26 protein-coding genes and 1 tRNA gene are annotated in these 26,524 nt (G+C 70.1%); 17 read left to right on the top strand and 10 right to left on the bottom strand.

The features are described 5' to 3' along the window. Positions 1–52: 52 nt before the first annotated feature. On the top strand, positions 53–1,876 hold the full coding sequence (gene rpoD / locus BM272_RS11155; protein WP_093428873.1) for an RNA polymerase sigma factor RpoD: 1,824 nt from the start codon (positions 53–55) through the stop codon (positions 1,874–1,876). A gap of 40 nt (positions 1,877–1,916) precedes the next feature. Further along, positions 1,917–1,993 (top strand) — tRNA-Ile (locus tag BM272_RS11150). A gap of 83 nt (positions 1,994–2,076) precedes the next feature. Here the strand turns inward: BM272_RS11150 and BM272_RS11145 are convergent. From BM272_RS11145 to BM272_RS11135, 3 genes are read right to left on the bottom strand one after another with little or no spacing between them, the layout of a single operon-like run. Beyond that, a complete protein-coding gene (locus BM272_RS11145; protein WP_240308112.1) occupies positions 2,077–2,400 on the bottom strand; it encodes an antibiotic biosynthesis monooxygenase family protein in 324 nt (107 codons plus the stop codon). Further along, entirely contained in the window at positions 2,397–3,098 is a 702-nt protein-coding gene (gene gpmA, locus BM272_RS11140; RefSeq protein WP_093428871.1) for a 2,3-diphosphoglycerate-dependent phosphoglycerate mutase, read from the bottom strand. The genes BM272_RS11145 and gpmA overlap by 4 nt, the downstream gene beginning before the upstream one ends. Positions 3,099–3,147: 49 nt before the next feature. Next, positions 3,148–4,293, bottom strand: coding sequence for an alkaline phosphatase family protein (locus tag BM272_RS11135; RefSeq protein ID WP_159433074.1), 1,146 nt, complete (start codon positions 4,291–4,293; stop codon positions 3,148–3,150). 133 nt (positions 4,294–4,426) lie between these two features. Between BM272_RS11135 and BM272_RS11130 the strand changes: the two genes are divergently transcribed. From BM272_RS11130 to BM272_RS11115, 5 genes are all read left to right on the top strand, one after another. After that, entirely contained in the window at positions 4,427–4,987 is a 561-nt protein-coding gene (locus tag BM272_RS11130; RefSeq protein WP_093428869.1) for a hypothetical protein, read from the top strand. Between the two features lie 83 nt (positions 4,988–5,070). Continuing rightward, positions 5,071–6,039, top strand: coding sequence for a prolyl aminopeptidase (gene pip, locus BM272_RS11125; protein WP_093428868.1), 969 nt, complete (start codon positions 5,071–5,073; stop codon positions 6,037–6,039). Continuing rightward, positions 6,036–6,482 carry a D-aminoacyl-tRNA deacylase gene (dtd, locus tag BM272_RS11120; RefSeq protein WP_093428867.1) on the top strand — a complete coding sequence of 149 codons (447 nt, stop codon included), beginning with the start codon at positions 6,036–6,038 and terminating at the stop codon, positions 6,480–6,482. Before pip ends, dtd begins: the two co-directional genes overlap by 4 nt. 106 nt (positions 6,483–6,588) lie before the next feature. Beyond that, positions 6,589–7,209 (top strand): hypothetical protein, encoded by a 621-nt coding sequence (locus tag BM272_RS13800; RefSeq protein WP_159433073.1) that lies wholly within the window; start codon positions 6,589–6,591, stop codon positions 7,207–7,209. 4 nt (positions 7,210–7,213) lie between these two features. Beyond that, positions 7,214–8,242, top strand: coding sequence for a GGDEF domain-containing protein (locus BM272_RS11115; protein ID WP_159433072.1), 1,029 nt, complete (start codon positions 7,214–7,216; stop codon positions 8,240–8,242). Here BM272_RS11115 and xerC read toward each other — a convergent pair. From xerC to rnd, 5 genes are read right to left on the bottom strand one after another with little or no spacing between them, the layout of a single operon-like run. Next, positions 8,239–9,180 (bottom strand): tyrosine recombinase XerC, encoded by a 942-nt coding sequence (gene xerC, locus BM272_RS11110; protein WP_093428865.1) that lies wholly within the window; start codon positions 9,178–9,180, stop codon positions 8,239–8,241. The two genes, BM272_RS11115 and xerC, sit on opposite strands and share 4 nt — an antisense overlap. Before the next feature lie 3 nt (positions 9,181–9,183). Then, complete coding sequence (locus tag BM272_RS11105) at positions 9,184–9,882, bottom strand: DUF484 family protein (protein ID WP_093428864.1); 699 nt, start codon at positions 9,880–9,882, stop codon at positions 9,184–9,186. Beyond that, the gene (gene dapF, locus BM272_RS11100) at positions 9,866–10,708 is read right to left on the bottom strand and encodes a diaminopimelate epimerase (protein ID WP_093428863.1); all 843 of its coding nucleotides are present in this window, start codon (positions 10,706–10,708) and stop codon (positions 9,866–9,868) included. Before dapF ends, BM272_RS11105 begins: the two co-directional genes overlap by 17 nt. A 9-nt stretch (positions 10,709–10,717) precedes the next feature. Further along, positions 10,718–11,152, bottom strand: a complete 435-nt coding sequence (locus BM272_RS11095; RefSeq protein WP_093428862.1) for a CoA-binding protein — start codon at positions 11,150–11,152, stop codon at positions 10,718–10,720. Continuing rightward, entirely contained in the window at positions 11,149–12,330 is a 1,182-nt protein-coding gene (gene rnd, locus BM272_RS11090; RefSeq protein ID WP_093428861.1) for a ribonuclease D, read from the bottom strand. The genes BM272_RS11095 and rnd overlap by 4 nt, the downstream gene beginning before the upstream one ends. 46 nt (positions 12,331–12,376) lie before the next feature. Between rnd and BM272_RS11085 the strand changes: the two genes are divergently transcribed. Genes BM272_RS11085 through BM272_RS11075 form a run of 3 tightly spaced genes read left to right on the top strand, consistent with a single transcriptional unit; the run spans position 12,377 to position 14,847 of the window. Continuing rightward, complete coding sequence (locus BM272_RS11085; protein ID WP_093428860.1) at positions 12,377–12,874, top strand: hypothetical protein; 498 nt, start codon at positions 12,377–12,379, stop codon at positions 12,872–12,874. Next, on the top strand, positions 12,875–14,224 hold the full coding sequence (mpl, locus tag BM272_RS11080; RefSeq protein ID WP_093428859.1) for a UDP-N-acetylmuramate:L-alanyl-gamma-D-glutamyl-meso-diaminopimelate ligase: 1,350 nt from the start codon (positions 12,875–12,877) through the stop codon (positions 14,222–14,224). Further along, positions 14,221–14,847, top strand: coding sequence for a flavin prenyltransferase UbiX (locus BM272_RS11075; RefSeq protein WP_093428858.1), 627 nt, complete (start codon positions 14,221–14,223; stop codon positions 14,845–14,847). The genes mpl and BM272_RS11075 overlap by 4 nt, the downstream gene beginning before the upstream one ends. On the opposite strand, the gene BM272_RS11070 is transcribed toward BM272_RS11075, so the two are convergent. Then, positions 14,817–16,817, bottom strand: a complete 2,001-nt coding sequence (locus BM272_RS11070; RefSeq protein WP_093428857.1) for a bifunctional DedA family/phosphatase PAP2 family protein — start codon at positions 16,815–16,817, stop codon at positions 14,817–14,819. The two genes, BM272_RS11075 and BM272_RS11070, sit on opposite strands and share 31 nt — an antisense overlap. Before the next feature lie 101 nt (positions 16,818–16,918). Between BM272_RS11070 and BM272_RS11065 the strand changes: the two genes are divergently transcribed. The 7 genes from BM272_RS11065 (at position 16,919) to BM272_RS11035 (ending at position 24,559) form a co-directional block, all read left to right on the top strand. Continuing rightward, positions 16,919–17,398, top strand: coding sequence for a TIGR02444 family protein (locus BM272_RS11065; RefSeq protein ID WP_093428856.1), 480 nt, complete (start codon positions 16,919–16,921; stop codon positions 17,396–17,398). A gap of 149 nt (positions 17,399–17,547) precedes the next feature. Next, the gene (locus tag BM272_RS11060) at positions 17,548–19,281 is read left to right on the top strand and encodes a COG3014 family protein (protein WP_093428855.1); all 1,734 of its coding nucleotides are present in this window, start codon (positions 17,548–17,550) and stop codon (positions 19,279–19,281) included. A gap of 62 nt (positions 19,282–19,343) precedes the next feature. Next, a complete protein-coding gene (locus BM272_RS11055) occupies positions 19,344–19,955 on the top strand; it encodes a penicillin-binding protein activator LpoB (protein WP_093428854.1) in 612 nt (203 codons plus the stop codon). 18 nt (positions 19,956–19,973) lie between these two features. Next, positions 19,974–21,044: an LPP20 family lipoprotein gene (locus BM272_RS11050; protein ID WP_143613248.1), complete on the top strand. Its 1,071-nt coding sequence runs from the start codon at positions 19,974–19,976 to the stop codon at positions 21,042–21,044. Continuing rightward, positions 21,041–22,228 (top strand): transglycosylase SLT domain-containing protein, encoded by a 1,188-nt coding sequence (locus tag BM272_RS11045; RefSeq protein WP_093428852.1) that lies wholly within the window; start codon positions 21,041–21,043, stop codon positions 22,226–22,228. Before BM272_RS11050 ends, BM272_RS11045 begins: the two co-directional genes overlap by 4 nt. Before the next feature lie 50 nt (positions 22,229–22,278). Further along, positions 22,279–22,851 (top strand): LPP20 family lipoprotein, encoded by a 573-nt coding sequence (locus BM272_RS11040; protein WP_093428851.1) that lies wholly within the window; start codon positions 22,279–22,281, stop codon positions 22,849–22,851. A 151-nt stretch (positions 22,852–23,002) separates the two neighbouring features. After that, the gene (locus tag BM272_RS11035) at positions 23,003–24,559 is read left to right on the top strand and encodes a hypothetical protein (protein WP_143613246.1); all 1,557 of its coding nucleotides are present in this window, start codon (positions 23,003–23,005) and stop codon (positions 24,557–24,559) included. A gap of 22 nt (positions 24,560–24,581) precedes the next feature. Here BM272_RS11035 and BM272_RS11030 read toward each other — a convergent pair whose 3' ends face one another. Next, the gene (locus tag BM272_RS11030; RefSeq protein ID WP_093428849.1) at positions 24,582–26,498 is read right to left on the bottom strand and encodes an ATP-binding cassette domain-containing protein; all 1,917 of its coding nucleotides are present in this window, start codon (positions 26,496–26,498) and stop codon (positions 24,582–24,584) included. Between the last annotated feature and the right edge of the window lie 26 nt (positions 26,499–26,524).

Here is a 26,524-nt window from a genome sequence, read left to right as displayed (position 1 = left end):
ACTGCCCGATTGCTCGGCCCCACCCTCAACCAATCTCGACGGCTTCAATTCTATGGATCAAAAGACCCAGGAGTCCCGGATCAAGGCGCTCATTGCCAAGGGCAAGGAGCAGGGCTACCTCACCTACGCCGAAGTCAACGACCATCTGCCCGACGACATCGTCGAGGCCGATCAGGTCGAGGACATCATCACCATGATCAACGACATGGGGATCGACGTCCATGAGGCGGCACCGGATACCGACACCCTCCTCATGTCCGAGGCCACCGTGGCCGACGAGGATGCGGCGGAAGAGGCCGCGGCGGCGCTGGCCACCATGGACTCCGAGTTCGGCCGCACCACCGACCCCGTGCGTATGTACATGCGCGAGATGGGGGCGGTGGAGCTGCTGACCCGCGAGGGCGAGATCGAGATCGCCAAGCGCATCGAGGCCGGCTCCCGGCAGATGCTGCAGGCGCTGGGCCTCTACCTGGGTACCATCAATGAGCTGGTGACCGACTACGAGCGCGTGGAGGCCGGCGAGCGGCGCCTGGCCGATCTCATCGGCGGCTTCGTGAGCCCCGACGAGGATGCCGCGCCCACCGACGCCACCCCCTCCGCCGAGACCCTCGCCGCCGAAGAGGAAGAGGAGACCGAGGAGGCCGCGCCGGAGAACAACGGCCCGGACCCCGAGGAGGCGGCGCGCCGCTTCAACGAGCTCCGCGACCTGCGCGACCGTTACCTGGCCCTGCCCATCGCCGAGCGCGATGGCGATGCCGGCCGGGCGCTGCGCGAGCAGATGTCCGAGACCTTCATGACCCTGAAGCTCGTACCCAAGCTCATGGAGCGGCTGGTCAACAACCTGCGCGAGATCGTGGATCGCATCCGCGAGCAGGAGCGTGCGGTCATGGATATCTGCGTCAACCAGGCGCGGATGCCCCGCAAGACCTTCGTCGCCTCCTTCCCGGACAACGAGACCGACCCCGAGTGGGTGGATCGCGAGATCGCCACGGGTGCGCCCTATGCCGAGGCCCTGGGCCAGCACGCCGACGCCATCCGCAAGGCGCAGCAGAAGCTCTCCACGATGGCCGAGGAGTGCTCCATGGCCATCAGCGAAGTCAAGGAGATCAACCGCAAGGTCTCCATCGGCGAGGCCAAGGCGCGTCGAGCGAAGAAGGAAATGGTCGAGGCCAACCTGCGGCTGGTGATCTCCATCGCCAAGAAGTACACCAACCGCGGCCTGCAGTTCCTGGATCTCATCCAGGAGGGCAACATCGGCCTGATGAAGGCGGTGGACAAGTTCGAATACCGTCGCGGCTACAAGTTCTCCACCTACGCGACCTGGTGGATCCGGCAGGCCATCACCCGCTCCATCGCGGACCAGGCCCGGACCATCCGCATCCCGGTGCACATGATCGAGACCATCAACAAGCTCAACCGGGTCTCGCGGCAGATGCTCCAGGAGATGGGCCGCGAGCCCACCCCCGAGGAGCTGGCCGAGCGCATGGAGATGCCGGAGGACAAGGTCCGCAAGGTGATGAAGATCGCCAAGGAGCCCATCTCCATGGAGACCCCCATCGGAGACGACGAGGACTCCCATCTCGGCGACTTCCTGGAGGACACCAACGTCGCCTCCCCGGTGGATTCCGCCACCGGCGAGGCCCTGCGCGAGGCCACCCAGGACGTCCTGGAGGGGCTCACGGCGCGGGAGGCCAAGGTACTGCGGATGCGCTTCGGCATCGACATGAATACCGACCACACCCTCGAGGAGGTCGGCAAGCAGTTCGATGTCACCCGCGAGCGCATACGCCAGATCGAGGCCAAGGCGCTGCGCAAGCTCCGCCATCCCACCCGTTCCGAGGCGCTGCGCTCCTTCCTCGACGCCGAGGAGGCGTAGCCCCGCCGGTAAGGGCCGCCGCCCGGCGGCCCGCCCCTCCGGGCCCGTAGCTCAGCTGGTCAGAGCAAGCGACTCATAATCGCTGGGTCGTCGGTTCGAGCCCGACCGGGCCCACCATCCAATCGGGCATTACAGCTCTCGCCCGGTGACACTGCCTATCCGAGTCACAAGAAAGTCCCCCCTTCGATGGCGAGCTTCCCTTACTTCGTCGCGGCCCCATCGCTGGCGATAACCACCTCGTGGCGTTCCAGGCGGCCCTCCTCGGTGTAGGCCTCGTGGGGCAGGGGGTTGTTGTGGGCCTCCTTGAAGTCGTCGCTGGACAGCCACTGGCGGAAGGCGTCCTCGCTCTCCCAGTGGGTGAGGACGATCCAGGGGCTCTCCTCGTCCGCGGGTCGCAGGACTTCCATGCGGATGAACCCGGGGTTCTGCTCGATGCGGCCGGCCCGCTGGCGGAAGCGCTCCTCGAAGGCCTGCTCCCACCCGGCGGCGACGGGGACGCGATTGGCGACGACGTACATGTTCATTCCTCCGATAGGGTCAGCGTAGTCTTGTCGACGAGTTCGCCAGCGCGGTCGAACTCGTAGATCAGCGGTTCTGCCAGCGGCACGTCCAGCCCGGCGATTCCCTCGTCGCTGTAGCCCTCCAGATCCTTGATGAGGGCGCGCAGGCTGTTGCCGTGCGCCACGACCAGGGCGTCGCGCCCGGCTTCGATGCAGGGGCGCAGGGTATCCGACCACCAGGGCCGGACGCGTGTCACCGTGTCCGCCAGGGCTTCCGCCGCCGGTAGCTGCCCCGGCTCCAGTGCGGCGTAGCGCGGGTCGAATCGCGGGTGGCGCTCGTCGTCCCATTCCAGGTCCGGCGGCCGCGTGGCGTAGGAGCGCCGCCAGGCGTGGACCTGTTCGGCGCCGTACCGCCGCTCGAAATCGGTCTTGTTCTCCCCCTGCAGTGCGCCGTAGTGGCGCTCATTGAGGCGCCAGTCGCGGTGGACTGGAAGCCACATCCGGTCGCTGGCATCCAGGGCGAGCCAGAGCGTCCGGATGGCGCGGGTCAGCACCGAGGTGAAGGTCACCTGCGGGAGCAGGCCCGCGGTGGCCAGCGTCTCCCCGGCCGCCCAGGCCTGAGCCCGGCCGGTCTCCGAGAGGTCCACATCGGTCCAGCCGGTGAAGCGGTTGGCGAGGTTCCATTCGCTCTCGCCGTGGCGCAGCAGGATGACTCGGCTCATGTTCCCCTCCTTGTCCCGTCTCCCAGTCTACGGCGCGCCGCCGCCGGGGTCACCGCCCCCCGGCGATGATGGCCGGGATGGCCATCTCCTCCCGGCTCAATCCGCCATGGACCGCCCGCTGCCGGATCCCCGGGCGCCAGGGGTCGCCGGTGAGGACGTGGCCGGGGGCCATCTCCACCACGAGGTCCCCGATCCGCGGGTAGAGCTCCGGATGCGCCGGCCCGGGCCCCAGCCAGCCGCGATCCAGGATGGCCTCCCGGGTGTGGATGGCGGTGACCGCCCGGTCGAGTGCCTCCTGCACGGCGGCCCGGGTCTCCTCGACGGCCCCGGCATGGGGATAGAGGAAGGGGACGCGCCCCTCGCCGCAGGGCGGCACGGTGAGCATGGCCGCCAGTTCCGGCAGGGCGCTGAGCTCATGGAGGCCGCCGTCGTCGACGTCGATGAGGCCGTGGTCGGCGGTGGCGATGAGCAGCCCGTCCTCGGGGAGGGCGGCGGCCGTGGCGGCCAGGGCCGCATCCAGCTCGTGGAAGTGGTCCCGGACCGCCTCGCTCCCGCAGCCGTGCTGGTGGCTCAGGGCATCGAAGGCGGGCCAGTAGACCTGCAATAGCCGCGGCTCCGGCTCCCCGGCCAGCCGGCCCACGAGTCCGGGTAGCTCGCCCGGGGCCTCGAGGTCGTGGTGCCGGCCGGTGGCGTGGTGGCGGGAGTAGGGCGTGCCCTGCAGCCAGCCGGGCTGGCAGGTGGCCACCGGGCGGTCCGCCTGCTCTGCCCAGGGGGTGGCGGTATAGAGCGGCCCCGGCAGGACGCCGGCGGTGCCCAGATCCAGGTGGCCGTACCGGGTGTTGTGGGCCAGCGGCACGGCCACCGTCCCGGCCTCGCGCAGCCAGGTAAACCAGGCCGGGAGGCCGTGGGCCGCCGGGGCCAGCCCGGTGTAGAAGGTGGTCAGGGCGCTGGTGGTGGTGGAGGGGAAGACCGAGGTCAGCGTCCCCTGGCAGTGGCGGGCCAGCCAGGAATCGGGATGGCGTTCCAGGGCCGCCGCGCCCAGCCCGTCCAGCAGGGCGAATACCACCACCCGCGCCTCGGCGACCCGGGCGGGGTCCAGCAGCGGCGTCGGCGGGGCCGGCGTCGATGCCCCCAAGCCCCGGGCCACCGAGGCGACCAGATTCCCCAGGCCGGAACCGGTGTAGTCCGGTTCCACGGTCGATATCTTTTCGCTCTCCATACCTCCATGATCGGCCGCCGCGCGCCGCCTTGCCACCCCCCGGCCTGGCGGCTACGTTTGGATCGAACCTCGAGAAGACCAAAAAACGACTGTCGCAGGGAGAACGCCAATGATTGGCCGCAAGAATATCGTCTTCGGATTCCTCTACCTCGTGATCACCGCCGCCCTCGGCCCCTACATGGTCACCCAGCTCCACCCGGATGTCGGCGCCGCCGCCCAGGAGCGGCAGCAGAGCATGGCCCGGCTGCAGCAGCTGGCCGCCAGTGACTTCGAGGAGAACCTGGAGCCGCTGACCGGGGCGGAGATTGCGCGCGCCAATACCGAGGCCCTTCTGGCCCAGAGCACCTTCGATAACGCCCGCGCCCCCATCGACGGGATCAAGGCCGGGCCCCACGCCCACGGCAACCTGGAGGCGCTGCTCAACATCGCCGTGGGCATCGCCCTGGTCTTCATCGCCGTGGCCCCCATCTTCAAGCAGGTGATATCTTGGGTCTTCATCGTCGGGGCGCTGCTGCACTCGGGAGTCCTCTACCTCACCCAGTTCGGCGTTACCCTGGGTGGACTGACCTCGATCCTTCAGCCCATCGGCCCGCCCCTGGTCCTGCTCGGGCTGTTGCTGGCCGGTATCGCGGCCGCCATGGGCTGGCGAGGTGAACCGGTCCGTGACTGACCGGAGGCCGCCCGTCCCGACGTGATGGCACCCTCCCTCCGGGGAGGGTGAGTTGTCTCCCCATGCCATCAGGAGTCGGGCCCATGCGCACCCTCTATCCCGCCATCCAGTCCTATGTGCAGCACACGCTGCCGGTGGACCCGCCCCACCAGCTCCATATGGAGGAGTGCGGGACGGCCCACGGCCACCCAGTGGTCTTTCTCCACGGCGGCCCGGGCTCTGGCTGCCAGGCCTACCACCGCCGTTTCTTCGACCCCGACCGCTGGCGGGTGGTCCTGCCGGATCAACGGGGAGCGGGACGCTCCGCGCCCCACGCCGAGACGGAGGGCAACGACACGGCCGCCCTGGTCCGCGACCTGGAGGCGCTGCGCGAGCATCTGGGGATCGAGCAGTGGACCGTCTTCGGCGGCTCCTGGGGTTCGACCCTGGGGCTGGCCTACGCCCAGGCCCATCCCGAGCGGGTCACCGGTCTGATCCTGCGCGGGATCTTCCTGGGCAGCCCGGAAGAGGTCGCCTGGGTTTGCCAGGACGGGGCCCACCGCTTTGCCCCCGAGGCGTGGGAGGAGTTCCTGGCCCCCATCCCCGAGGCCGAGCGGGACGACCTGCTGGCCGCCTACCACCGCCGCCTCACCGGGAGCGACGAGATCGGCCGCATGTCGGCCGCGCGCGCCTGGGCGCGCTGGGAGGGGCGCCTGGCCACCCTGGCCGCCAGTGAAGAGGTGGCCGACCACTTCGCCGAGGGCTATACCGCCCTGGCCCTGGCGCTCATCGAGGCGCACTACTTCCGCAACCACTGCTTCCTGGAGCCCGGCCAGCTCCTGCGGGACGTGGAGCGGATCCGCAACATCCCCGGGACCATCGTCCAGGGGCGCTATGACCTCATCTGCCCGCCGGCCACCGCCCACGCCCTGGCCCGGGAATGGCCCGAGGCCGAGCTGGAGATGGTGACCGAGGCCGGCCACGCCGCCTCCGAGCCGGGGATCGTCGACGCCCTGGTCCGGGCGACGGACCGCCTGGCGGATCGCCTGGACGGTCGACCCGCCGGCCGATGATCGGTCTGCTGCAACGCGTCACCCGCGCCGCCGTGCGCGTGGAGGATCAGACCATCGCCGCCATCGATGCCGGCCTGCTGGTCCTGGTGGGGGTGGAGCGCGGCGACACCGAGGCGGGGGCCCGTCGCCTGGCGCAGCGGCTGGTGGGGTACCGCGTCTTCCCCGATGATGCCGGCCGGATGAACCGCAGCCTGGTGGATTCGGGTGGCGGCCTGCTACTGGTGCCCCAGTTCACCCTGGCCGCCGATACCCGCAAGGGCACCCGCCCCGGCTTCTCTTCCGCCGCCGAGCCCGCCGAGGGGGAGCGCCTCTTCCAGGAGCTGGTGGCCGCCGCGCGCGCGGAGGTGGCCACGGTGGAGACCGGCCGCTTCAGCGCGGACATGGCGGTGGAGCTGGTCAACGACGGGCCGGTGACCTTCGAACTCCGGGTGCCACCGGGCTGATTCCGGGGAGGATGGCGCCCCGGGGTGAGCGAGTGCTCGCATTCCGGGGCTGCCCGATTCGGCCGGCTCGCTGGAACCTAGGCGGCCGGGGTGGTACCGTTTTGCCATGCTCTTCGTCCGACTCCTGCCCCTGCTCCTCGCCCTCTCCCTGACCGCTTGCGGCGGCCAGGACGACGCCCCCACCTTCTGGGAGGTGGAGCCGGCCCCGGATGGCGAGACCAGCCGCGTCTTCGGGATCGAGCTGGGGGCCAGTCCCTACTCCGAGCTGGCGGCGCAGACCCGGGCCCGCCCCCGGTTTGCACTCTTCGAGGAGGAGGGCGAGCGCAGCGTCGAGGTCTTCTTCAAGGAGGTCTACTTCGGCCGCTTCACCGGGCGCCTCTACGGCCAGCTGGACCCGTCGGACGGGACCGTGGCCACCCTCAAGGAGGCCGCGGGGGAGGGCCGCGCCATCGAGGGCGGTCGCCGCTGGAACCTGGATGCCCGCGAGGGTGAGCTGGATGATGCCACCGTCACCGCCCTGATCTTCATCCCCCATGCCGACCTGGATGACGGGATCATTCGCAGCCGGTTCGGCGAGCCGACGGAGGTCCGGCGCAGCGGCCGGCAGCACCACTACCTCTACCCCGAGCGCGGCATCGACGTCGCCCTGGACCCGGATGGCAAGGAGGTCATCCAGTATGTACCCCCCGTCCAGTTCCACCGGATCCGCCAGCCCCTGGCAGACTGAAACCATGGCGGCGAGCGAGGACGACGACCTCCACGCCGAGGTCCGCCACCTGCGTGCCCGGCTGGAGGAGCTGCTGGAACGCGCCCACGCCAACGAGGCGACCCAGCGGCGCCTCCAGACGGTGGAGCTGGACATGCTCCGCCGCTACCCGCTGGTGGACCTCCTCCGCGCCCTGATCCTGGACTACCCCGAGCAGCTCGGCCTGCAGGGGGCCGCGCTCCACGTCTGCCCGCCCCAGCCGGAGGTCTCCGCCCTGGGGGTCAGCGGCGATCTCCCCTCCGGCGTCTACCTGGCCGAGGTGGTCCCGCCGGAGGACATCCACCTGGGGACGCTGGAGGCGGAATCGCCCGACTGGTTCCCCCACCAGGCGAGCCCGGGAAGCCTGGCCCTGCTCCCCCTGCATGCCGGCGGCCAGTACCTGGGGATCTACGCCCTGGCCGGCGAGGCGGGGCGTTTCCAGCCCAACCAGGGGACCGCCTTCCTCCAGCGGTTGGCGGCCATGGTCGCCACCAGCCTGGACAACGCCATCAACCACGCCCGCCTGGAGGAGATGGCCCTCTCCGACCCCCTCACCGGGCTGGACAACCGCCGCTCCCTGGAGCGCCGCCTGGGCGAGGCTGTGGCCCGCAGCCGCCGCCAGGCACGGGACCTGGCCTGCCTGTTGCTGGATATCGACTACTTCAAGGCCATCAATGACCGCCACGGTCACCCGGCCGGCGACCGCGTACTGGTGGAGGTGGCCGAGGCCCTGGCCAGCGCCGTGCGCGGGGGCGACGCCCTGGCCCGCTACGGCGGCGAGGAGTTCGCCGTGCTCATGGAGGTGGAGGGGGCCGAGGCCGCCGAGGCCGCGGCCGAGCGGATGCGCATGGCCGTCTCCACGGTCACCTCTCCGGACGGGGATGCCCTGACCGCCTCGGTGGGGCTGGCGCTACTGGACCCGGCCGAGGAGGGCGAGGCCCTCGTCGAGCGCGCCGATGCCGCCCTCTACCAGGCCAAGGCGGCTGGCCGCGACCGCGTGGAAGCGGCCGACTAGTCCTCCCCCTCGCCCCCGGAGGAATCGCGCCGGGCCCGGGGATGGGCCTGGTCGTAGACCTCCGCCAGGTGCTGGAAGTCCAGGTGGGTATAGACCTGGGTGGTGGTGATGTCGGCGTGGCCCAGGAGCTGCTGCACGGCGCGCAGGTCGCCGCTGGACTCCAGCAGGTGGGAGGCGAAGGCGTGGCGCAGCATGTGCGGATGGACCCGGGGCAGCCCCAGGGCGGTGGCGTGGCGGCGCAGCCGCTGCTGGACCGAGCGCGCGCCCAGCCGGGTCCCGCGGCGGCTTACGAAGAGCGCCGTCTCGCCCTCCGCTGCCAGCGCGTCCCGCTGGGGTAGCCAGGCCTCCAGCGCGCGCCGCGCCGCCTTCCCCACCGGCACCTCCCGCTCCTTGTTCCCCTTGCCGAGCACCCGTAGCAGGGTCTGGCCGGGGGCCACCTGCTGGCGCTCCAGGGCGACCACCTCCGCCAGGCGCAGGCCGCTGGAATAGAGCAGCTCGAACAGCGCCCGATCGCGGATGAGCAGGGGGTCGGCGGGATCCTCGCCGCCGCCGGTCTCGTCCAGGAGCTGCTGGGTGGTATCCACCTCCAGGGTGCGGGGCAGCCGCTGCCCCTGCTTGGGGGCGCGGATATCGGCGGCCGGGTCGGCGCGGATGACCTGCTCCCGGATGAGCCAGCCGAAGAGGGTGCGCGCGGCGGAGAGCCCCCGGGCCAGGCTGCGGGCGCCGATGCCCTTGCGGTGCCGGGCGGTGACCCAGGCGCGGATGTGGCGGGGCGCGACCTCGTCCCACCGTTGGACCCCGTCATCGACGAGCCGGGTGATCAGGCCGGTGAGGTCGCGGCGGTAGGCGGCCACGGTGGCGGAGCTGGTGCGCCGCTCCCGGGCCAGGTGGTCGAGGAAGCGCTCCAGGTCGCTGGCCAGCCCCTCGCTCGCGGCCATGGCTCAGCCCGCCAGGTGGGGGTGCAGGGCGGCGGCGGCCGCCTCGCCCAGCTGCTCCAGGAAGAGCGTCCCCTGGCCGGCGCGGAAGCGCTCCGGGTCGGTGGAGCCCACGGCGAGGAGCCCCAGGGAGCGGCCGCGCAGGGGCAGCGGGATGAGGGCGGCGGAGACCATGGCCTCGCCGCCGTCGCCGAAGATCAGGGCGCCGATCTCCGCATCCAGGCGGCCGCAGACCGGGTTGGGTGCGGCGAAGATCCGCTCCAGCCGGTTGCGATCGGCCCCCCGGGGACCGATGAGGTGGTCGGGGATGTGGTGCTCGCCAGCGGGGTAGAGGCGCAGGGCGACGGCATCCGCCCCGCAGTCCCGGTGCAGGTCGCGCTCCAGGGCCTCGGCCACCGCCGTCGGCTCCCGGGCGCTGAGCAGGTCGAGGACCAGCTGGTGGAACTGGAGGGCCAGGGATTCGTTGTCCCGCGCCAGGGCGTAGAGCTCATCCAGCCGGTGGCGCATCTCCTCGCGCTGCTCACGCAGCCGCGACACCTGGCGCTCCACCAGGGAGACGGCGCCGGTGCCCGCGGCGTGGGGGATGTTGAGTTCGGCCAGGAGGTCGGGGTGGCGGCGCAGGAGGTCCGGGTGGTGGCGGAGGAATTCCACCACCTGCTGCTCATGCAGGGCCGCGTCGGCCGCTTCGCTAGACTGCCGGGTCATGGTCGATGCGTCCCTCGAAAACGGTCTTCGCCGGCCCGGTCAGGGTGATGGGCGAACCCGGGCCGGGCCAGTGGATGGTCAGGCGGCCACCGGGCAGATCGACGGTAACGGTACCATCCAGCCAGCCCTGCTGGCGACCGACCGCCACCGCCGCACAGGCCCCGCTGCCGCAGGCCAGGGTCTCGCCGGAGCCGCGCTCGAAGACCCGCAGGCGGATGTGATCGCGCCCGTGGGCCTCGACGAAACCCACATTCACCCCCTCGGGGAAGCGCTCCAGCGCCTGGATGGCCGGGCCCATGGTTGCCACCGGGACCCGGTCCAGGGCCTCCACCCGCATGACGGCGTGGGGATTGCCCAGGCCCACGGCCCCAATGCGGAAGGTCCGGTCCTCCAGCACCAGCTCGTACTCGTCGGCCCGCTCCGGTGCCTCGAAGGGGATCGCCGCCGGCTCGAAGCGCGGCTCGCCCATGTCCACGTCCACCTGGCCGTCCGGGTGCGTGGTCAGCGCCATCCGCCCGGCCCGGGTGGCCACGCGGACGGGGTCGCCGGCGAAGTCGGTATGCTCGCGGATCCAGCGGGCGAAACAGCGGGCGCCGTTGCCGCACTGGTCCACCTCGCCGCCGTCGGCGTTGAAGATGCGATAGCCGAAGTCCACCCCGTCATCGGGAGCGGCCTCCACCAGCAGGACCTGGTCGCAGCCCACGCCGAAGCGGCGGTCCGCCAGCCAGCGGATGTGGCCGGGGGTCGGATCGAAGGTGGCTGCGCGGTTGTCGATGACCACGAAGTCGTTGCCGAGCCCCTGCATCTTGGTAAATTCCAGCGCCATGGCAGCAGGTTACCGGGACAGGCCGGGATTGCAACCGCCGGCGAGCCACTGGCGGTAGTCCACCCAGAGGCAGCGACCGACCACGGCGGGGAGCCCGGCCTCGGTGGCGATCCGGGCCCCCTCCGCCGACTCGGCGCCGGGCTGCAGCCACAGGGCGCCGTGACCGCCGGCCACCGTGGCCTCGGCGATGGCGGGGACCTCGGCCGGATTGCGGAAGACCACCACGGCGTCCGTGGGCGTGGTGAGGTCGGAAAGACTGGCCACGGCGGCCTCGCCGAGGATCGCGTCGATGGCCGGGCGCACCGGCCGGATGGCGAGCCCCAGCCCCTGGAGGCCCGCCGCGACCTGGTGGCTGGGGCGATCGGTCCGAGGGGAGAGGCCGACCACGGCGATGGTGGCCAGACCCGCCAGCAGCCGGTCGAGATCCACCGTCGGCTCCGTCATGCCAGGGCCGCCCCGCCGTCCCGGCCCACCAGAGCGATCTCCCCGGCGAGCCAGGCGTGCAGACGGCGGCCGGCCAGTTCGCCGCGCCAGCCCTGGAGGACCGGGAGGTCGGTCTCGCCGGCCACCAGCCGCTCCAGCTCCTTGCGGGCGGTGAGGCTGGCCACGCTGACCCCGGCCTCCTCTGCCGCCAGGCGGGCGACGGCCATCAGGGCATCCACGGCGGCCTCGCCCGCCGGTTCCAGCTGGGGTCGGGCCTCCACCGCCGGCCACTGCGCCGGCGGCTCGTCCAGGGTGGCGTTGACGCGGCCAAGCAGGGCGTCCCGCGTGGCCTCGTCCAGCTTGTGGCTGCCGCGCAGCTTGCCCAGCCGCTGGGCGTTGCGCGGGCGGCGCCGGGCGATCTCCAGCAGCAGCTCGTCGCGGACCACCCATCCGCGGGGGATGTCGGCCTCGGCGGCTGCCTCCTCCCGCCAGGCGGCCAGGGCCTGGAGGATCCCGCGGCCGGCGCCGTCGAGCTGGTGGTGGCCGCGGACCCGGCGCCACGCCTCCGCTGGCGGGTTGGCGTAGGCGGCCGGGTCGGCCAGGCGGGCAAAGTCCTCGCCCAGCCAGTCCAGCCGGCCCCGGGCGGCCAGCTCGTCCCGCAGGGCGGGGTAGAGTTCGGCCAGGTAGCGGACGTCGTCGCCGGCGTAGCGCAGCAACTCCGGCTCCAGCGGCCGCTGGGACCAGTCGGCGCGGCTGGCGCTCTTGTCCAGCTTGACCCCCAGGCGGGCCTCCACCAGGCGGGCGTAGCCCACCTGGTCACCCAGGCCGGAGAGGGCGGCGGCGATCTGGGTATCGAACAGTGGCGCGGGGACCGCCCCCGCGGCCTGGAGCAGCACCTCCACATCCTGGGCGGCGGCGTGGAAGACCTTGGTGATCCCCGGGTCGGTGAGGACCGACCACAGCGGTGCGAGGTCGGTGAGCGCCAGCGGGTCGATGCAGGCCACCCGGCCGGTGGGCGTGGCCACCTGGATCAGGCAGAGCTGGGGGTAGTAGGTCCGCTCGCGCAGGAATTCGGTGTCCACCGCCAGCCAGGACTGGTCGCGCAGATCGGCGACGAGTTCCGCCAGGGCGTCGGGGGTGTCCACCAGTGGCGGCAGGTCGAAGAGGTCGGTCTGACCGGGGGGCGTGTTTTGGCTCATGGCGCCATTCTACGCCCGGCGCCGGCAGGGGTGTAGAATTCGGGGCATGGCCGCGCTGATCCGATTCTTCTGGGAGCTGACCCTGCTCCGGCGCACCCCTCAGGAGCTGCCCGATTCCCGGGGGCTGCTGGGGCTGATGCTCATCCTCCACGTCGGCACCGGCTGGCTGCTGGAGGTCCGCGGCCTGGAGCCGGGGCGTGCCCTGTTCAGCGCCGCGGCCGGGGCGGCGATCCTGGTGGTCCTGGCCAACATCCTGCTGGCGGCGGTGAACCACCCGGAACGGGCGGTGCGCACCATCACTGCCCTGGCCGGCGCGGATGTGATCATTGGCCTCATCGCCCGCGCGGGGATGCCGCTCCTGGCGCCGGAGAGCGGCATGATGGCGCTGTGGCAGCTCCTGCTCGTACTCTGGAGCCTGGTGGTCACCGCCCACATCCTGCGCCACGCTTTGTCCACCACCCTGCTGTGGGGTATGGTCATCGCCCTGGCCTACGCCTATCTGAGCCTGGCGCTGCTGGCGCCCTTCTTCTACGGCAGCCTTTGAATGCACCTCCACATCCTCGGTATCGCTGGCACCTTCATGGGCGGCCTGGCCCAGCTGGCTCGGGCCGCCGGCCATCGCGTCACCGGTGCCGACGCCGCGGTCTACCCGCCCATGTCGGACCAGCTGGAGGCGGCCGGAATCGCCCTCACCGAGGGCTGGGACCCGGCCCAGCTCGACCCCGCCCCGGATGTCGTGGTCATCGGCAACGCCCTCTCCCGGGGCAATCCGGTGGTGGAGGTCGTCCTGGACCGGGGTATCCCCTACACCTCCGGGCCCCAGTGGCTGGCCAAACACGTCCTGGCCGAGCGCCACGTGCTGGCGGTGGCGGGGACCCACGGCAAGACCACCACCGCCAGCCTCCTGGCCGCCATCCTGGGGGCGGCTGGGGAGCAGCCGGGTTTCCTCATCGGGGGAGTGCCGGGGGATTTCGGCGTCAGCGCCCGTTTGGGCGAGGGCCGCTGCTTCGTGGTGGAGGCGGACGAGTACGACACCGCCTTCTTCGACAAGCGCTCCAAGTTTCTCCACTACCGGCCGCGGACCCTGGTCCTGAATAACCTCGAGTTCGACCACGCCGACATCTTCCCCGATCTGGCGGCTATCCAGCGGCAATTCCACCATCTGGTCCGGACCGTCCCGGGAACGGGCGCCATCCTCGCCCCGGCCGCCGATGCGGCGCTGGAGGAGGTCCTGGCCATGGGCTGCTGGACCCCCGTGACCCGGGTGGGAGCCGGCGGGGACTGGCAGGTATCGGGGAGCGGCCACCAGCTGACCCTGCAGCGGGGAGACGAGCCCGCGGTCACCACGGAATGGCCCCTCACCGGGGAGCACAACCGGGCGAATGCCGCCATGGCGGTCGCGGCGGCCTCCTCCGTGGGTGTGGCGCCGGAGGCGGCGACCCGGGCGCTGGCCGGCTTTGGCGGGGTCCGCCGGCGCCAGGAGCTGCGTGGCGAGCCGCGCGGGATCCGGGTGCTGGACGACTTCGCCCACCACCCCACGGCCATCCGCACCACCCTGGCCGGCCTGCGCGAGGACCGGCCGCAGGGGCGGCTCTGGGTGGTCACCGAGCCCCGTTCGGCGACCATGCGCCGGGGCGTCCATCAACAGGCGCTCGCGGGGGCGCTGGAGGCGGCGGATGGCGTCTTCGCCCTGCGCCCGGAGGGGCTGGAATGGGATCTGGCGGCGGCGCTGGCGCCGCTGGGCGAGCGGGCCCGGGTGGCCGACGAGGTCCCGGAGCTGGTCGCCGGGGTCGCCGCCGTCGCCGCCCCCGGGGATACCGTCGTGGTCATGAGCAACGGCGGCTTCGGCGGGATCCACGAACAATTGCTGACCACCCTGGCGGGGGCGGCATGAGGGAGGGGGTCACCGTCGCCTGGACCGGCGCCTCCGGCAGCCCCTACGGACTGCGCCTGGTGGAGGCCCTGCTGGCCGCCGGCGAGTCGGTCCACCTGCTGATTTCCCGCGCCGCGCGGGTGGTGCTGGCGGAGGAGACCGACCTGGCCCTGCCGGGGAATACCCGGGCCCTGGAGCGGGCGCTCACCGACCACTTCGGGGAGCAGCCGGGAAATCTCCGGGTCCTGGGGCCCGAGGAGTGGACCTCGCCGGTGGCCAGCGGCTCCAGCGCCCCGCGGCGCATGGCCATCTGCCCCTGCTCCACCGGCACCCTGGCGGCGGTGGCCACCGGGGCCAGCGACAACCTCATCGAGCGCGCCGCCGACGTTATCCTCAAGGAGGGTGGGCGGCTGGTCCTGGTGCCCCGGGAGGCGCCGCTCTCCGCCATCCATCTGGAAAACATGCTCACCCTGGCGCGCCTGGGCGTGACCATCCTCCCCGCCAGCCCCGGTTTCTACCATCGGCCGGCCACCATCGACGAGCTGGTGGACCAGGTGGTCGGTCGCATCCTGGACCACCTGGAGGTGGAGCACGAGCTGGGCCCGCGCTGGGGCTACGGCCCCGAGGGCGGCTCCAGCCGGTAGAGCGGCCCGCCGTCCCCCGGCAGCCGCCCCCGGTTCACGCGCCAGCCCTGCACCTCCAGGGCGCGGGCCACCGCGTGGGCTGCCCCCGTGTAGCCCTCCGCCCCGGCCAGCCCGGCGAAGAGTCGCCCCGGGCTGACGGGCCGGAGGCGGCCGGCCTGGCCCACCCACAACGGCCGGCCGTCGGTGAGCCGCCAGGTCGTGGGCCAGAGCCGGACCACCTGGAGCTCCCCGGCCGCATTCATCCGTATTCGTCGGAGCTGTTCGTAGCGGCCATCATGCACCCGGGGTAGCAGGGGCAGGCGCTCCGGCTTCGTCGTCGGTGCCAGGAAGCGGAGGAGGTCGGCGCCCGAAGGCGCCACGGGCCTGTGCCAGCCCTCGCGTTCCAGGGCCCGCGCCAGCTGCTCCGGATTACCGGCGAGCTGGAGGTTCAGGGGATCGTCACGGTGGGCCGCCAGATCCTGTCGCCAGGTGGGCAGGGCGTGCCACCCGGCCTCCTGCCAGACCGTCGCCGGCATGACCTGCGGCGGGGGGGCGGCACGTTCCGGCGCGCCGGCGGGCGCCACGATCGCCTGGAACAGCCCGGTAACCAGGAGGGCGGCCAGGACCACTCCGGTCAGCGACGGGGGTGGTCCAGCGGCGTGGTGGCGGCGGTAGATGAGACCGGCCCCGGTGACCCAGGCCAGGGCCAGCGCCAGTCCGCCAAGGATGTCCGAGAGCCAGTGCAGCCCGAGATACAGACGGGAGAAGGCGACCAGGAGTACCGGGACGGCCACCGCGCCGTAGAGGGTGAGCCGGCCCGTGGGCCCCAGCCGGGCAGCGGCGAGGACGGCGAGGAAGCCGTAGACCACCGCCGCCCCGGCGGTATGGCCACTGGGGAAGGCCGCGGAGGCCATGACCAGTTCGCCGGGGGCGGGCCGGGCGAGATCGGTTGCCGCCTTGAGGGCGAAGGTAAGGAGGGGTACCACCACCGCCCCGCTGACCAGGTAGCCGGCGGCGCGGCCGTGACCCCGGAAGACCAGCCAGAGTGCCGTGAGGGCGACTACGGGGACCAGGGTGGCCTGCCCGCCCAGACGGGTGAGCCAGGCCATGGCGAGGTCGGCCCCCGGCGTTCGCAGCCCCTGGAGGAGGTGGAAGACCAGTTCATCCAGCTCCTGCAGCGGGGCGCTCCACAGCGCGGCCAGCTGGAGGGCGACGAAGGCGGCGGTCATCATCAGGGCGAGGAGGGCCAGGGTGCCCAGACTGCGCGCCTCGGGGTGATGGGGATCCAGCAGGGCGTGGGCGAGGCCACCGGAAGCGGGGTGGCGCCCGGACCAGCGCAGCAGGCCGGCGACCATGGCGCCGGAATGCGGACGGAGCACCCGGTAGAGCTTGCGCACCAGGGCGACCCCTCCCCAGAGGAGGACCAGCACGACGATGACCAGGGCGGCCAGGCGGCCGGCCACCTCCGCCGCGAGGCTCAGCGAGGCCCCGAAGACGGCGCCCGGCAACAGATAGGCCGGGGACCAGCCAGCGGCGGAGAGGATATTCACGGCAAAGAAACGCCCCGCCGGCATGTCCAGCATGCCGGCGATGGCGGGTACGATGGGGCGCAGCGGACCGACGAAGCGGGCCAGGACCACGCTCTTGCCGCCGTGGCGGAGGAAGAAGGCCTCGCCCCGCCGGATCAGGTCGGGGTAGCGGGAGAAGGGCCAGAGGCGACGGAGCTCCTCGTGGTAGTGGCGCCCCAGCCAGTAGCTCAGCGCATCGCCGGCCACGGCCCCGGCGAAGGCCCAGAGGAGCATGGGCCAGGCCTCCAGTACCCCCAGGCCGATGAGGGCCCCTGCCGCGAAGAGGAAGACGGCCCCGGGGACCAGCAGCCCCACCACGGCCACCGACTCGGCGAAGGCGATGAGGAAGACCAGCGGGCCGGCCCAGAAGGCGTGGTCCCCGATCCATTGAATCACGGCGTCAAAGAAGCTCGTCTCTCCCATCGGGCCTCCCTGGAATCCGCGGCTAGTATAGCGGTTGAAGGCAATGGGGACCGTGCTCCGATGGGACCGGAATCCGATTTTCGTCTGCGGGAAACGCGGCCATGACTGACCTGTCTCTCCCCGAATTCGCGAAGAGCCTCTACGCCCGTTTCGGTGTGCGCGAGGCCTGCCTCTACCTCCAGGACGAGGCTGGATGCGATGTGGTCCTGGTACTGGCCGGCGCCTGGTTGGGGGCGCAGGGCCGGCGGCTGGCCCCCCTGGAGTGGCGGGCGCTCGAGCAGGAAGCGGCCCCGTGGCGGGAGGTCGTGGTTGAACCGTTGCGAAGTGTCCGTCGCCACCTGAAGGAGCAGTCCGGGGAGCCGGCGGCCGGGGATCTCCGGGAGCGTGTTCAGCAGGCAGAGATTCAGGCGGAGCTGCATTCCCTGCAGTGGCTGGAAGCCCGTCTCGCAGAGGCCGGAAAAGCGGAAGATAATGCCCTGTGCAGAAATCTGGAAGCCATTGTCGGCGCGGGGATGAGTGCAGTCATGCAGAGGGTCTTCCGGGCCGGCGTGGAGGACCTGCGGCGTTCCGGCCTTCTTTAAGATCCAGGCTAGATTCAGGATTTGTCCCGATTGTGTTATTTCCCTGCAATGGGCTTGCGATACTGTTGGCAAATTGACAGCATTGCTCAACGTCCGCTCACCTACCCGGGTGTGCGTTAAGGGAATTAACAATAATCAATGGGGACAATATGTTCAGCAAGGCCCTCCGTCGGCTCGGTGCGTTCGCATCGTTGCTCTATCTCTCCGGCTGCGCCACTTATGGTGACGGCCTCAATCAGACCCTGCAGCAAGTCGAGACCGGCCAGTATGAACAGGCTAGTCAGACCCTCGACAAGGCTCTGGAGCCGGAAGGTGATGACAAGCTCCTCTATCACCTGGAACTGGGAACCATCCAGCATCTGGCCGGGAACTACGAGGCCAGTAATGCCGAGCTGGAAAAGGCGCACGAACATGCCGACACCATGAATACCGATTCGGCCGGGGACTATCTGGCTGCGGCCATGGCCAACCCGCGGCATACCACCTATCGCGGGAACGATGTGGAGCGGGTCTACATCAATTATTACAAGGCCCTCAATTACCTGATGCTCGCCCAGGGGGCCCAGAGTGCTTCCGAGCGTTCCGGGCATCTGGAGTCGGCCCAGGTCGAGATCCGGCGTCTGGACAACACCCTCTCCTCGATCTCCTTCGAAGAGGGCAACTATGAGCAGGTCAAGGAGGAAGAGGAGAAGACCTTCGCCAAGCTCATGGACCTCTTCAGCAAGTTCCGGGGGAACTGGCTGGACGAGGACTGGCTGGTTTTCCGCGAAGATGCCTATGCACGCTACCTCGCCGGCGTGATGTACGAGAAGGCCGGCAATTTCGATGACGCGCGCATTGCCTACCAGAAGGCGGCCAAGACTTACGAGTCGGGGTACGATGAGCAGTACGACCTCGGCGGTGACATGATCCAGCGTGCCTGGTTCGACACCATCCGCATGATGCGTCGAGGTGGCGGCTGGGACGGGGAGTGGCAGCGCTTTGCCGAGGACAAGCTCTCTGGCGGCTGGCGGGAACGGCTCCGGAACCAGGATCCCGAGGCGGCCCAGCTAGTGGTGATCCAGCATCTGGGCCTGGTCCCGCAACGGCGCGAGATGAACCTCCATCTGACCGCCAATCCGGACCAGAAGGCGCTGATGCTCGAGCCGGTGCTTACCGGCACCGAACGGGAGAAGCGCGACCAGCGGAGCTGGTTCTTCCTCCTGTACGGTGACAAGGGCGTCATGGACATGCTCGATGGTTTTCAGGAAGGCGGGCTCTACGGCGTGGCCGAGACGGTTTCCCGCAAGACGGTCACCCTGGGCCCGGCGTGGGATATGGCGGCGGAACTGCGCATTCCCCAGGCCATCGGCAGCTCCGGCATCCGGGTTACCGTCCCCTATTACGCCCCCCTCCGGGACCGGGCCGGTTCCTCGCAGCTGGCGGTCAACGGCGAGGTCGTGAATGAATTCCGCCGGGCGGAATCGATGTATCAGCTCTTCCTGCAGAACCAGTTGCTCAACGCGGGTAGCGACCTGAACAGCGCCATGGCCCGAGCCACGCTGAAGAATGTCCTGGCCTTCGAGGGCGGTAACGCGGCGGGCGGCGGTCTCGGCGGCATGCTGGCCAAGGCCGCGGCCTCGGGAACCAGCGCGGCCGAGACGCGCAACTGGCTGACCCTCCCCTACGGGATTCGTGTCTCCCGCGTACCCCTGGAGCCTGGAGAATACCAAGTGGGCATCAATACTACCTTCGGCTCCGGTGGGGTGACGCAGAGCCATCGCCAGGTCGAACTTGAGCCCGGGGAGGTCCGCGTGCTGACGGAGCGGACCATCCAGGGCGCCGGCGGTCCCGGTGGTCCGCAGGAGAAGGGGCTCAAGACGGCTACGGCACCGGCCGATTGAGCTGAAGCCTCGGTGCGAATCCGGTTTGCATGAATTTCCTATCCGACGAGGAGAATGATCCGATGAAAATGTTGCTGAAGATGGTCCCCCGGTTCCTGCTGGCGGGCATCCTCGGGACGACCTTGGTGGCTTGCGGCAGCACTACGGTCTCCCGCGTGGACTCCGATTCCGCCGTTGACCTCACCGATGAGTGGAACTCCACTGACTCTCGCCAGGTGTCCCAGCAGATGATCGAGGACATGGTGACCTTCCCCTGGCTAGACCGCTGGAACCAGGACCACGACCGGCCGCCGCGGGTGATCATCAAGACCGTGCGGAACAAGTCCCACGAGCACATCCCCACGGACACCTTCATCAATGATCTGAAGCGCGCCATGCTGCGGAATGGCAAGGTCCAGTTTGTCTCCGGCGGCGCCGCGCGCGACGAGGTGCGTGAGGAGCGCAAGGAGCAGGATCTCTACGCCTCGGAGGACACGCGAGCCGAGATGGGAGCCGAGTCCGGCGCGGACTTTGCCCTTTCCGGGAGTATCAACTCCAACGTGCAGCAGGCCGATGGGACGCGCGTCACCTTCTACCAGGTGGACCTAACGCTGGTGGACATGACCACGACCCAGGAGGCCTGGTATGGCCAGAAGAAGATCAAGAAGGTTGCCGAGCAGGGCGGCCTCTTCTAGACCGAAGGGCAATTGAACATGCAACGACGACTGTGTTTCGTCCCCCTCCTGATCGGCGCTCTGGTCCTTCCGCTGAGCGGCTGTCTCGGTGGCGGTGTAGCGGTCAAGGAGGCAGAGTCCGGGACGGGCAACGCCTCCGGCCCGCCGGAATGGGCGCTGTCCGTCCCCAGTGGTGACGGCATGGCCTACGGGGTCGGGTCGGCCCGGGTCTATACCGATCCGACCTCGGCGCTGAGCCGGGCGCAGGACCAGGCCCGGACCGAACTCGTGAAGCGGCTGGAGGTGACGGTCTCGGGGGAGACCGTATCTCGCCAGAGCCGGACCCGGGAGGACGGCCAGAGCCGGGTCACGCGCTCCATCATGGATACAGTTCGCAGCGAGGTGCAGGATACCGAGCTGGCCAATATCGAGATCACCGAGACCCATGTGGATCGCGAGGGGAAGACCGCGTACGCCCTGGCGCGTCTCAACCGGACCCGGGCGGAGATGGACCTCATCAGCGAGTTGCGCGAGATCGACGAGGCCATCCGGGAGGTGAACCGAGATCCCTCTCGTGGCGACTCCCTGGAGCAGTTGAGGGCCCTGATGCCGGCGCTACCCATGCTGGCCGAGCGCAAATCTGTGCACCGCAAGCTGAGCCTGGTTGCCGCGGGGAATCCCGGCCACCGCATGCCGGCCGAGTTCCGGCAGCTGGAAAACCGGATTGCCGAGCTTCTGGATTCTCTTGTGGTGGTGCTCCGTCCCGGTGGCGAAGCCTCCCGCAAGCTCGATTCCACCCTACGCCGCGCCCTGAGCGACGAGGGCGTTCAGGTCCGGGAGTCCGGGGAGGGTGATCTGGTATTGCGCTACGAAGGGGGGCTACGGACCGTGCAGCGGGACGGCCGGAACTTCGTATTTGCGGATGGCAATGCCACCGTGCTGGACCGTAGCGGGCGCGTCATTGCCGAGTTCCAGGAACGGGTCAAGGCCGGCTCCGTGGATCCCGGCATTGCGCGGGACCGGGCGGTCGGCAAGCTGGCCCAGGGGCTGGGCGAGAAGCTGGCTGGCAGCCTCTTGGAGAGCTTCAAGCGGGCCGGAGTGCAGGGATGAGACGGCGCGATTTTCTGGGCGCGGCCGCCCTGGCACCAACCATGGTCCGCGCCCAGGAGTTCGAGGAATATCGCCGCCAGCAGCAGGCCGGCATGGAGGCCTCCGGAGAGTCCTTCGAGGCCTACAAGGAGCGAGTGCGTGCCGCCTTCGATGACTATCGCCGTCAGCACGAGGCCGCCTTCCGGGCCTTCCAGGACCGGGTGCAGAGCGTGTGGCAGCGGCCGGAATTCACGGATCGGCACAAGTGGGTCGAGTATCGTGACGGGGTCTCTGTCCAGCGCGTGGTGGATTTCCAGGGCAACCAGATCCGCCTCAAGCTGCCGGCGGGTAGCGAGGCGGGCAGGGCCCGCGCCGAGTTGACCGACCTGCTGCTGGAGGACGAGCAGACGGCGTTCCAGCGGGATCCCGTCTCCCGGCAGGTGGAAGAGTCGGTGGATGGATTGCCCGTGGACGTCGAGCGGGGCAGCCCCGGGAAGGAGAAGATCCTCGGGGGCCTCTTTTCCCGGCCACGCCCGGAGCGGGCCGATGCCGTGCGCAAGGCGGCCTCCCTGCTGGAAGGAGCCAGCGAGGGTCGGGAGCCCGTCAAGGATGAACAGGGCGGGGATGCGTGGGCGACGACGCTCACCATCCCCATGCCGGAAGGCACTGCTCTGGAGCAGGCCCTGGACTACCGGCCCCGGGCGCGGGAGCTCGCCTCCGAGTGGGACATCGGGGAGTCGCTGATCCTTGCCGTGGCGCACACGGAGAGCACGTTCAATCCGCGGGCACGTTCCCATATCCCCGCCTACGGCCTGATGCAGATCGTGCCAGAGTCGGCGGGGCGGGATGCCAGTGCCGAACTCTTCGGCGAGCCCCGGGTCCTGGCACCGTCCTACCTGTACGAGGCGGGCAAGAATCTGCGGATCGGCGCCATCTATCTGCACATCCTCTATCACCGCTACCTCGCCTCCATCCGGGACCGGGAGAGCCGGCTCTACTGTGCAATCGCCGCCTACAACACCGGGGCGGGCAACGTGGCCCGCGTCTTTACCGGCAATACCAGCGTGGAGGCCGCTGCCGCGGCCCTGGAGAACCGGCCGGCCGGGGAGGTCTATCACGCCCTGGTCGAGGGCCTTCCTCATGCGGAGACCCGGGAATATCTCCCGCGGGTGGTCCGGCGGCTCAAGGCGTACCGCAATTCCTGAGCCCCCGCGATCCGGGGAGTTCAGTCTTACATCAACCAAGGAGAGCAGGAATGAAAAAGCAACTGACCATGGCCCTCGGCGTGACCTTCCTTCTCGCCGGCTGTGGCTCCACCGAGGAGCAACCGCAGCAGAAGGAGCAGAACCTCAGCGGCATCCCCGAGTGGGTGACCAGCCCCTCCTACCAGGACGGCACCGCGGTCACCGAGTGTGTCCCCGCCACCAGTAACTTCTCCATGGACCGCAAGGAGGCCCTGGCCAATGCCCGGCAGGGGCTGGCCCAGCAGATCAACCTGAAGGTCGAGGCGATGGATCAGACCTACCAGCGCCGGACTCGCGGTCAGGAGCAGGAGAGCAGCGGCTCGACCTTCGAGAGTGTCTCCCGCCAGGTGACCCAGACCCGTCTCGACGGTTCGCGGATCGTGAAGACCGGCTATGTGGATCTTGGCGGTACCAAGAACCTCTGCGTCATGGCGGCCTTTGGCTCCACGGAACTCCAGGACATCTTCGACGGCATCATCGATGCCAGTGGCGAGTCCGTGGACCCGCAGGACGAGGAGCTCCTCTACCAGGAGTTCAAGGCCGAGCAGGCCCGTGAAGCCCTGGATGAGCAGCTGAACCAGTAGGCCGTATCGGCCGCGATGGCCGATCGTGGGCGGCGGAGGCCGTCTGTCGGGTCACGGCGCCCCGCGCTGTTTCTGCGGCAGACGGCCTCTTTGTTTACGCAGAGAGTGAGCCGGGCTCGAGTACTGGCAGGGGGTAAGGATGCGGAGGACCGTGTGGCTTCTGTCCGGGATGCTCGCCATTCCGCCCGGGGTGGCGGCCGGGGAGAGCTTCCAGGACTGGATGGAATCGAGAGACCGCGAGGTGCAGGCCTTTCGCGAGGAGCGGGACCGGGCCTTCCACGGCTTCCTCGAGGAGCAGTGGGAGGCGTTTGACGTCTACCAGGGCGAGCGGGAGGACGGCACCCCCAAACCCCGCAGGATCCCGGAAGCCCCTTCCGGGGAGTCCCAATCGAAGCCGGAGCCCGAACCCGAGCCCGTCGAGGAGGCAGGGGGCGGAAGCGAGCCGATGCCGGGCCCCCTTACCGTCGAGCCCCGCGCCGTGGAGGTGGAGCCCCCGCCGCCGCAGCCGGACGACGAGGAGACCGAAAGGGCCGGCCCCGGGTCTGATATCGGGTCCGAAACCGGGTCCGAACCGGTGCGCGAGTCGCCGTCCCGGCAGCCTCCGGAAGAGTCGAGGTCGCAACCCGATGGCGAGCAAACCGCCTTCCGATTCCTGGGGCACGAACTCCGCGTCTCTATGCCTGCCGCCTGGCAGGCCGCCCGCGTGAGCCGGGCCAATGAATCCGGCATCGCCGACTTCTGGGCCGAGTTCGCCGGTGCCGATGCGGCGCCGGTGGTCAGACAGCTGTCCGGCCTGCGGGAGCGGCTCCGGCTCAATGGCTGGGGATACCTCCAGCTGGTCCAGGCGCTGAGCCGGTCGGTGCACGGGGAAGGGGATAGCGCGGCGGCCCTGACCTGGGCGCTGATGCTGAAGTCGGGGTACGACATCCGGGCGGCCCATGATGGCAGTGAGGTCCTGCTGCTCTTCCGGCCGGCGAGACAGCTCTTCGGGGTGCCCTATTTCGATCTCGACGGCGACCGCTATTACCTGCTGGGCCACGATGGTGGCGCGATACCCCGTATCCGGACCTATCGCGCCGATTACCAGGGAGCCGACCGGGACGTCTCCGTCGCCCTCCGGGAGTCTCCCAGGGCCGGCGGGCAGGTGGCTCAGCGCGAGATTGCCGTGGAGTACCGGGGTGACCGGCACCGCTTCCAGGTGCCGGTCCCCAAGGCCCTGGTGGAGTACCTGCGCACCGTCCCCCAGCAGTCCGTGGGTGCCTACTTCAAGGCGCGCCCGGTGGCGCTGGAGGAACACCTGGTGGAGCCCCTCCAGGAGGTAACCGCCGGGATGGAGCAGGGCTCCCAGGTCGACTTCCTGCTACGGCTGGTCCAGACCGCCTTCAACTACCAGACGGACCAGGAGCAGTTCGGTCGGGAGGATTACCTCTACCCGGAAGAGACGCTCTACTATCCCGCCTCGGACTGTGAGGACCGCTCGGTCCTCTTTGCGTGGCTCGTCCGCGAGGTCCTCGGCCTCGAGGTGGCGGCCCTGGATTATCCCGGTCACGTTGCCACCGCGGTGGGTCTCCAGAGTGGCGAGGGGGTCCGGGTGGAGATCGATGGCCGGGCCCTCATGGTGGCTGACCCGACCTATCTCAATGCGCGAGCAGGGATGGTGATGCCCGAGTACCGGGATCAGCGACCGGAAGTGATTCCTCTGTGGTGATTTTCCGGTCCGGGGCCCGGTTTTAGCGGATGTCGCGGCGCGCCTCCAGCTCCTCCCACCGCTCGTAGGCGGTGGCCAGCTCCGACTGGACCGCCGCCAGCCGCTCCTGGGCCTGGCGGATGGTCTCGGCCTCCTGCTGATAGAACTCGGGGTCGCCCATCTGCTGCTCCAGTGCCCCCTGTTCGGTCTCCAGCTCCTCGATCCGGGCCGGTAGTGCCTCGAGTTCGCGCTGTTCGTGGTAGGAGAGACGCTTGGGTGCCGCCTTTTCGGCCTCGGCCTCCGCGGCCTGCGCCTTCGGTTGCGGCGCCGCCTGGCTGGCCGGGGTCGCCGCCTCGGCCCGGGCCGGCTCCGGCCGCTGGCGAAGCCAGTCGGAGTAGCCGCCCACGTACTCCCGGAAGATCCCGTCGTGGTCGTAGGCGATGCTGGAGGTGACGACGTTGTCCAGGAAGGCGCGGTCGTGGCTCACCAGCAACACGGTGCCGCCGAATTCGACCACCCGCGCCTCGAGCATCTCCAGGGTATCGGCGTCCAGGTCGTTGGTGGGCTCGTCGAGGACCAGGACATTGGCCGGCTGGGTGAACAGCCGCGCCAGCAGCAGACGGTTGCGCTCGCCGCCGGAGAGGCTGCGCACCGGCTGCCGGGCGCGCTCCGGGGCAAAGAGGAAGTCCTGGAGGTAGCTGATGACGTGGCGCTCGGCCCCGTTGATGGTCACCTTGTCCCGGCCGCCGGCGACGTTGTCCTGGACCGTGGCATCGGGGTCCAGGGCGGCCCGGTGCTGGTCGAAGTAGGCGACCTCCAGGTTGGTTCCCCGGCGGATGCGCCCCTCGGTGGGCTCCAGCTGGCCCAGCAGTAGCCGTAGCAGGGTGGTCTTGCCCACGCCGTTGGGGCCGATGATGCCGACCTTGTCGCCGCGCATGATGGTGGCGTCCAGGTCCTGGATGACGCGCTTGCCGTCCGGGTAGGCGAAGCCCACGCCCTCGGCCTCCACCACCAGCTTGCCGGTGCGCTGGGCCTCCTGGACGGTGACCTTCGCCGTGCCGCTCTGGTGGCGGCGTTCGGCGCGCTCGGCGCGCATGCGCTGGAGCTCCTTCACCCGGCCCTGGTTGCGGGTGCGGCGGGCCTTGATCCCGGTGCGGATCCACGCCTCCTCCTTGGCCAGCCGCTTGTCGAATTCCGCCTGGGCCTTCTCCTCGGCGGCCAGTTCCTGCTCGCGGCGCTCCAGGTAGGTGTCGTAGTCGCCGGGATAGTCGCGGATCTTGCCGCGGTCCAGCTCCACGATCCGGGTGGCCAGGGCGCGCAGGAAGGCCCGGTCGTGGGTGATGAAGACCAGCGCCCCGGACCACTCCTTGAGGTAGGACTCCAGCCAGTCGATGGCGTCGATGTCCAGGTGGTTGGTGGGCTCGTCCAGCAGCAGCAGGTCGGGCTGCTGGACGAGCGCCTGGCCGAGGAGCACGCGGCGCTTGAGACCGCCGGAGAGGCTGTTGATCTCCGCCTCCGCCGGCAGGTCCAGGTGGGTGATGACGCTCTCCACCCGCTGCTGCAGGTTCCAGCCGTCGGCGGCGTCGATGCCCTGCTGGACCCGCTGGAGCTCGTCGAAGTCGATCTCGCCCCCCTCGGCCATGACCTCGGTGAGGGCGTGGTAGCGCTCCACCAGCGCCCCGGTCTCGCCCAGCCCCTCGGCGACCACGTGGTAGACCGAGCCCTCGGTCCCCTCGGGGACATCCTGGGGCAGCGTGGCCACCCGGCCGCCGTCCACCCGGACCTGGCCCTCGTCCGCCTCCACGTCGCCGGCGACGATCTTGAGCAGGGTCGATTTGCCGGCGCCGTTGCGGCCCACCAGGCAGAGGCGTTCGCCCCGCTCCACGGTGAGGCTGACGTCGTCGATGAGCGGCGGTTTACCCAGATTGAGGGTGATGTGGTCGAGGGTCAGCAGGGGCACGATGGCTTCCGGTCGGCTGGGGCCGC

Origin of the sequence: Thiohalospira halophila DSM 15071 (genome assembly GCF_900112605.1) — a bacterium.
GTDB lineage: Bacteria > Pseudomonadota > Gammaproteobacteria > Thiohalospirales > Thiohalospiraceae > Thiohalospira > Thiohalospira halophila.
This window is presented reverse-complemented; position numbering and strand designations above follow the sequence as displayed.